Raw genomic sequence first — 6000 nt, forward strand, 5'->3', positions numbered from 1 at the left:
AGATAGGAAGCGGCTGGCAATTGGGCCACCTTCGAAGGCGACCGCAAACGCGGACCACGCTGCCGGTTCGAGCAGCACCGGCTCGCCCGTCTGGTCCTCGCCCGATTCGGTGCCCTCCGCACGCGGGAGGACCGGCGCGTCGCCGTGCCCGCACTCGTCGACGCCGCCGGCTTCACGACCACCCGACCCTTGGCCGGTGGCAGGCGGGTAGGCGGGTCGCTCGGCCATGCGGGCCGCGCCACGTGGCGAAAGGGTCCCGCTATTGGCTTTGCGCCGGACCTGAGAGGTTTGAGTTGGGTGCTGGGCGGCGGTCGTGGGCGGCTTGGGCGAGGGCGGCGATCAGGGCGGTGTGTGCGGCGGTGCGCCATACCAGGGCCCAGGAGCATGTGGGGGCGTCGCGTACGGGTAGGTAGGTGATGCCCGGCCAGGGGTAGTAGCGGGAGGCTTCGACCTGCACCGGTTGCACGACGGTGCCGGCCGCGACGACGGTGAGGACTTCCTGCCAGGTGGCGACTGTCGGTCCGCGGCGTACTTCTCGGCCGGTCGGGGTGTGGAACGGCACGAGCGCTTCTTCCCAGTAGCGGGGGATGGGTGTGGCGGTTCGGGCGACGAGGTAGTCACCCAGGTCTTCCATGCTGGCCTCGCCTTGACGGGCGAGGGGGTGGTCGTCGGCGACCATGAGCATGATCGGGTCGGCGCGCAGGACCGGACCGACGGTCAGGTCGGGCTCGGTGACCGGTGTCCACAGCAGCGCGACGTCGACCTCGCCGGTGCGCAACGGCGTGAACGGGTCGGCGACGTGCACCTCCCGGAAGCGCAGCTCACAGTGGGGATGTCGAGCGCGGAACAGGTCGGTGACGTCGGCGACGGCCTGGGCGAGGGCGCCCATGGTGCCGAGCGTGAGTGTTCCGTGCATGCCGCGCGCGGTGGTGGTGGCGGTGTCGATCGCGGTGAGGATGCCCTGGTAGCTGACGACGAGATCATCCCGTAGGCGGGCACCGATCGGGGTGAGCGTTACCCGGCGGCTGGTGCGCTCGAACAAGGCGGCGCCCACGCGGCGTTCCTGTTTCGCGATCGACTGACTGATCCGGGCCTGGGACACGTGCAGGCGCGTCGCGGTGCGCCCGAAGTGCAGCTCCTCGGCCAGCGTCAGGAAGATCTCGATGTCGCGCAGTTCCACGCCGGCCTCCCTCGAACGCTGGCGATCGATAACCCAGCGATTATCGAACCTTACTGGATCTTGGGTTGTTTGCGGTTCGGGCCCGGGCGATCGTGGACAGCGGACGGTTGACCGGATCCCTGACCCGATCGAGGAGCTGCCCCATGGCAACGATGCCCCCCGCCGGCCTGCATGTTCGGTCCCGGACACGCGGGCCACCGCAGGCAGGTGACCACCGACCCTTTCACCTCACGTTAGGAGCACGATGCGCCAGCGCAAACTCGTCTACTACGTCGCGTCGACCCTCGACGGGTACATCGCCGGCCCGCAGGGGCAGTACGACAGCTTCCTCCACGAGGGCGACCACATGGCCGCGTTGGCGGCGGAGTTTCCCGAGACGATTCCCGTGCACATGCGGGACCACTTCGGGCTGGTCGGCGTCCCCCACCGACGGTTCGACACGGTCGTGATGGGCCGTGGCACCTACGAACCGACTCTGAGCGTGGGCACCACCAGTTCCTACCCGCACCTGCGCCAGTACGTCGTGTCCCGGTCACTGACCGTCGACGACCCGACAGTGAAGGTCGTCGCCCAAGACCCGGTCGGCCTCATCCGCCGACTCAAACAGGATGACGGCGCCGACATCTGGCTGTGCGGCGGCGGTCACCTCGCCGGTCACCTGCTCGCAGAGATCGACACGCTGATCATCAAGCGCCACCCGATCGTCGCCGGCGCGGGAATCCCGCTGCTCGCCGGCAACTACCAGCCGACCCGGTTCGCTCCCACCTCTGCGCGGGAGTTCGACAGCGGGGTCACCCTCCTGACCTACACCGCTCAGACATGACATGGAGCCCCGTGCACATCACCGCATCCACCATCTCCCTGACCGTTGACAAGGTGGCCGAGTCGACCGCCTTCTTCACCACCCACCTCGGGTTCAACCAACGCATGGCCGCCGACGGGTTCGCCTCCCTCGGGCGCGACGACGCGGCCGTCGACATCGTGCTGCTGCGTCGCGGGACCGAGGTGCTGCCCGAAGGATTCCGCGACGAGCATGCCGCCGGAGTCATCGTCGCGTTCACCGTCACCGACCTCGCCGCCCACGAGACGAGGCTTCGCGCGGCAGGCGTCCCCATCACCATGCCGCTACGGGAAGAACCGTGGGGCGAACGCCTGTTCCAGATCACCGATCCCAGCGGCATCACCGTCCAGTTCGTCGAATGGGCCACCCCGGGCCCGGAACAGCAGGAGGCCTGACATGAGCAGCAACCCCACGACCCTGGTGTTGGGCGGCACCGGCAAGACCGGTCGCCGGATCGTCGACCGGCTGACCGCACGCCGCGTGCCGGTACGGATCGGCTCCCGCTCCGGCACAGTCCGGTTCGACTGGTCGGACCGGGCCACCTGGTCTGCCGTGCTGGCCGACGTCGACGCGGTATACCTGTCCTACGCCCCGGACCTCGCGGTCCCCAGCGCGATCGACGACATCCGGGCCTTCACCGATCTCGCTGTATCCGCCGGCGTCCAGCGGCTCGTCCTGCTGTCCGGCCGAGGCGAGGACGAGGCGCAGTCCTGCGAGAAGGTGGTCCAGGAATCCGGCGTCGACTGGACCATCATCAGGGCGAGCTGGTTCAACCAGAACTTCAGTGAGAACTACCTGCTGGAGCCGGTACTGGCCGGCGAGGTGATCCTTCCCGCCGCAGAGGTGGCCGAGCCCTTCGTTGACGCCGACGACATCGCCGACGTCGCGGTCGCGGCGCTCACCGAAGCAGGACACACCGGTCAGGTGTACGAGGTGACCGGACCACGACTGCTGACCTTCGCCGACGCGGTCGCGGAGATCGCGGCCGCGACCGGCCGCCCGATCCGATTCACGCCGACCAGCGCCGCGGACTACGCGACTGCACTCACCGACCATGGCGTGCCCAGCGATGCTGTCACCCTGTTGACCTACCTATTCACCACTGTGCTCGACGGACGAAACGCCCACCTCGCCGACGGAGTTCAACGAGCTCTGGGCAGGCCACCCCGCGACTTCACCGACTACTGCCGAGACGTGGCGGCCACCGGAGGCTGGACCGCGTAACAACTCCTAACTCTTTGAGTGTTGGAGTCGGCGCCAGCAGATGATGGCGCAGGCGAGGGTGAGAAACGCTTCGTGGATGTCGTCGCGGATCTCCCAGCGGATGCGTAGGCGGCGGAACCAGTGCAGCAGGGCCCTTGAGCGCCCGAACGTGGGAGCTGTCGATCACCGCCCGGGACATGTCCAACTGCCCTGCGGCCCGGAGTTTGCCGAGCAGGACCTCATGCAGTCGTTGCCAGACATCGGTGTCGTTCCAGTCGCGCAGCCGCCGCCAGCAGGTCATGCCTGAGCCGAAGCCCAACTCTTTGGGTAGGTACTCCCAGGGGATCGCGGTGTAGAGCACGAACAGGATCCCGCACAGCACCTTGCGGTCATCGAGGGGCTTGCGGCCCGGGAACCGATGCCGCCGTGGTGGTCGGGGTGGCAGCAGCGGTGCGATCTCGGCCCAGAGTTCGTCCGAGACAATCCACGGCGGCTGTTCACCCCTCCTCACGTTCAGACAGAACGATCCTCACGTCCGCTGACACGCCCAACATCATTTAGTTAGGAGCTCTTACAACCCGCGCGGATAGGGCGGTTGGGCAATTCGGTCAGGTCAGGGTGAGGGCGGGGCTGCTGTTACCGACTGTGATTGTCGCTACGGGTACGGTGGCTGCTCCAGATCGGTGGGGTCGGTAGAAGTACCTATTGCGGTACGGCATTTCGACGTGGGGTGTCGGGCCGGAGCGGGCGTGTCAGTGAGGGCGTTTAGCATGCCGGTGCGGCTTCGAAGAGGTCAGCTCGGCGGCTCGTCGTCTGAGCAGATGCACTTCGACAGAACCGGGTGCCAATCACACGAGGAGAGTGTCCTGGCCATGATTGCCAACGCGCGTAGCTACAAGAAGAATCAGGTCTCCCGGGCCGAGGTCCTCTCGGCAATCAGCAGGTGCGACAAGTACCACATCAAGCGTGTGACCGCAGCGCTCGACGAGATCGAGAGCTACACCAGCGATATCTGGCTTGCCGATCACGACCTGCACATACCCGGCGACCTCGAACTGGACGAGTGCGCCTACCTCTTGGTCGTGCTCGGCGATCTGGTCGTCGACGGCGTGTACGTCGACAGCCACTATCCCGAGTCCTTCTTGCTGGTGACCGGCAACATGCGGGCCCGCGACGTGGTGACCGGCGGCTGGCTCGAGGTCCACGGCGACCTGAGCACCGATCGGCTCATCGGCGACTACAACGACTGCGCCGCCTACATCGGCGGCGACGTCCATGCCCAGCTCTTCTATGGCGAACACCATCACTTCACGATCGGTGGCGCGCTCAACGCCGACGCGGTGATCGGTGAACCGCGCCTCGAGATCGCGACCCCGCCAGCCGCGATCGACATAGACGACCTCCGCATGCTGGACCATTTCGACCGCGACCTACTGCGCGTGTTCGACGACCATGACGACAACGGCAACGCGATCACCCACATGGACGGTTTCCGCGACTTCCGCGAGCTGAAGCGGCGCGTCTACGCAGGTCTACCGTTTCGCGCTGCTGAAACACGCGACAACTGAACCTTCACCGCCGAACCGGATGGGGCCGGGCTTGTTCGCCGCCAAGGGTCCCGGTCGCGTCCACCATCGTCCATAGTGCTGGCCCCCGCTGACCGCGTCCCGCATGGCACGCCCCTGGGGGCTGCCACGTGGCCGACGCCCCCCGGGGGCGTGCCAACGTCGATAGTTCAGGGGCGGCGGTGGGGTCGGGTGTGCCAGCGGTGGCTGGTCCACGCCCGGCGGATCAGACTACGGACGGTGATGATGGCATCGGCGAGGTCGAAGAACGCGTCGACGACCACGGCGCGGCGCTCAAAGCAGCGGGCCAGGCGGTGGAAAGCGTTCTGCCAGGCATGGGTGCGCTCCACATGCCACCGCCGCCCCGCCTGAGTGGGGGCTTTCTCGCCCTTGTGCGCGATGCGGCCGTGCAGGCCGCGCCCGGCCAGCAGGGTGCGGGTGCTGTCGCTGTCGTAGCCGGCGTCGAGGTGGACAAGAGTCTGTTCGGGCAAGGGCGCGAAATCGCCCAGGAGGTCCACGGTCGGGGCCAGGAGTGGTGAGTCATGGCGGTTGGCCCCGGCCAGGACACGCCCCAGGGGGATGCCGTAGCCGTCCACCATGCCGGAGCGTTTCAGGCCCTGTTTGCCGCGGTCGACCGGCGAGCGCCGCGCGACCTCGCCACCGCCGGGAGCCTTGGTGATGCAGCCGTCGACGGCGACCTGGTCCAGGACCAGCCCCACGATCCGGTCGTACGCCTGAAGCGCGAGCTGCCTCAGCCGGGTAAAGACGCCCAGTCGTATCCACTCATCGCGGCGGGTGCGGATCGTGGTGGCAGAGCACGTGCTGTCGGCTATCGCCTGGTAGGAACAGCCGAACCGCAGCAGCTGCAGCAACTTGTCGAAGACGACCCGGTCACTGATGCGTGGCCGGTGACAGCCCAGCGGATGAGCCGGATCGTAGACCGACCGCTCGGGCAGTAATGCCGCGAACTGCTCCCACAACGGCTCGGTCAGCCAGGACGGCAGGACAGGCACAAAACACCCCTCAGTAATCACGGAACGTCACCACACCGTGATCACCAAGATGGTGCCCCACCGCCCCGGCCGGGTGTCTCCAACACGCCTATCGGTGCGGCTTCTTAGAGCGACCGGCGATAGGTGTTACCTGAGCCTGCGGGTGGTGGGGCGTGTGTCCCAGCGGTAGAGGGTGCGGGCGCGGTAGATGAGTTGACG

The 6000-nt window shown here is 67.3% G+C and carries 6 protein-coding genes and 1 pseudogene; 4 read left to right on the plus strand and 3 right to left on the minus strand.

Going from position 1 to position 6000, the window contains the following annotated elements; all coding sequences use genetic code 11:
- Nucleotides 1-259: 259 nt before the first annotated feature.
- A complete protein-coding gene (locus ACGF5C_RS30930) occupies nucleotides 260-1180 on the minus strand; it encodes a LysR substrate-binding domain-containing protein (RefSeq protein WP_393307337.1) in 921 nt (306 codons plus the stop codon).
- Nucleotides 1181-1424: 244 nt separating this feature from the next.
- On the opposite strand from ACGF5C_RS30930, the gene ACGF5C_RS30935 reads away from it, so the two are divergent.
- The 3 genes from ACGF5C_RS30935 to ACGF5C_RS30945 are packed head-to-tail and all read left to right on the plus strand — an operon-like array spanning nucleotide 1425 to nucleotide 3245.
- Nucleotides 1425-2003 (plus strand): dihydrofolate reductase family protein, encoded by a 579-nt coding sequence (locus tag ACGF5C_RS30935; RefSeq protein WP_393307339.1) that lies wholly within the window; start codon nucleotides 1425-1427, stop codon nucleotides 2001-2003.
- On the plus strand, nucleotides 2000-2416 hold the full coding sequence (locus ACGF5C_RS30940) for a VOC family protein (protein WP_393307341.1): 417 nt from the start codon (nucleotides 2000-2002) through the stop codon (nucleotides 2414-2416). Before ACGF5C_RS30935 ends, ACGF5C_RS30940 begins: the two co-directional genes overlap by 4 nt.
- Nucleotide 2417: 1 nt before the next feature.
- On the plus strand, nucleotides 2418-3245 hold the full coding sequence (locus tag ACGF5C_RS30945; protein WP_393307343.1) for an NAD(P)H-binding protein: 828 nt from the start codon (nucleotides 2418-2420) through the stop codon (nucleotides 3243-3245).
- A 135-nt stretch (nucleotides 3246-3380) separates the two neighbouring features.
- Here ACGF5C_RS30945 and ACGF5C_RS30950 read toward each other — a convergent pair.
- Nucleotides 3381-3708, minus strand: a pseudogene (locus ACGF5C_RS30950) (transposase); the annotation flags it as partial.
- Nucleotides 3709-4096: 388 nt separating this feature from the next.
- Between ACGF5C_RS30950 and ACGF5C_RS30955 the strand changes: the two are divergent.
- Nucleotides 4097-4792, plus strand: coding sequence for a hypothetical protein (locus tag ACGF5C_RS30955; protein WP_393307345.1), 696 nt, complete (start codon nucleotides 4097-4099; stop codon nucleotides 4790-4792).
- Nucleotides 4793-4959: 167 nt separating this feature from the next.
- Here the strand turns inward: ACGF5C_RS30955 and ACGF5C_RS30960 are convergent, their stop codons facing one another.
- Complete coding sequence (locus ACGF5C_RS30960; RefSeq protein WP_393307347.1) at nucleotides 4960-5802, minus strand: IS5 family transposase; 843 nt, start codon at nucleotides 5800-5802, stop codon at nucleotides 4960-4962.
- Between the last annotated feature and the right edge of the window lie 198 nt (nucleotides 5803-6000).

It is taken from the genome of Micromonospora sp. NPDC047620 (assembly GCF_043205005.1).
Classification (GTDB): domain Bacteria; phylum Actinomycetota; class Actinomycetes; order Mycobacteriales; family Micromonosporaceae; genus Micromonospora.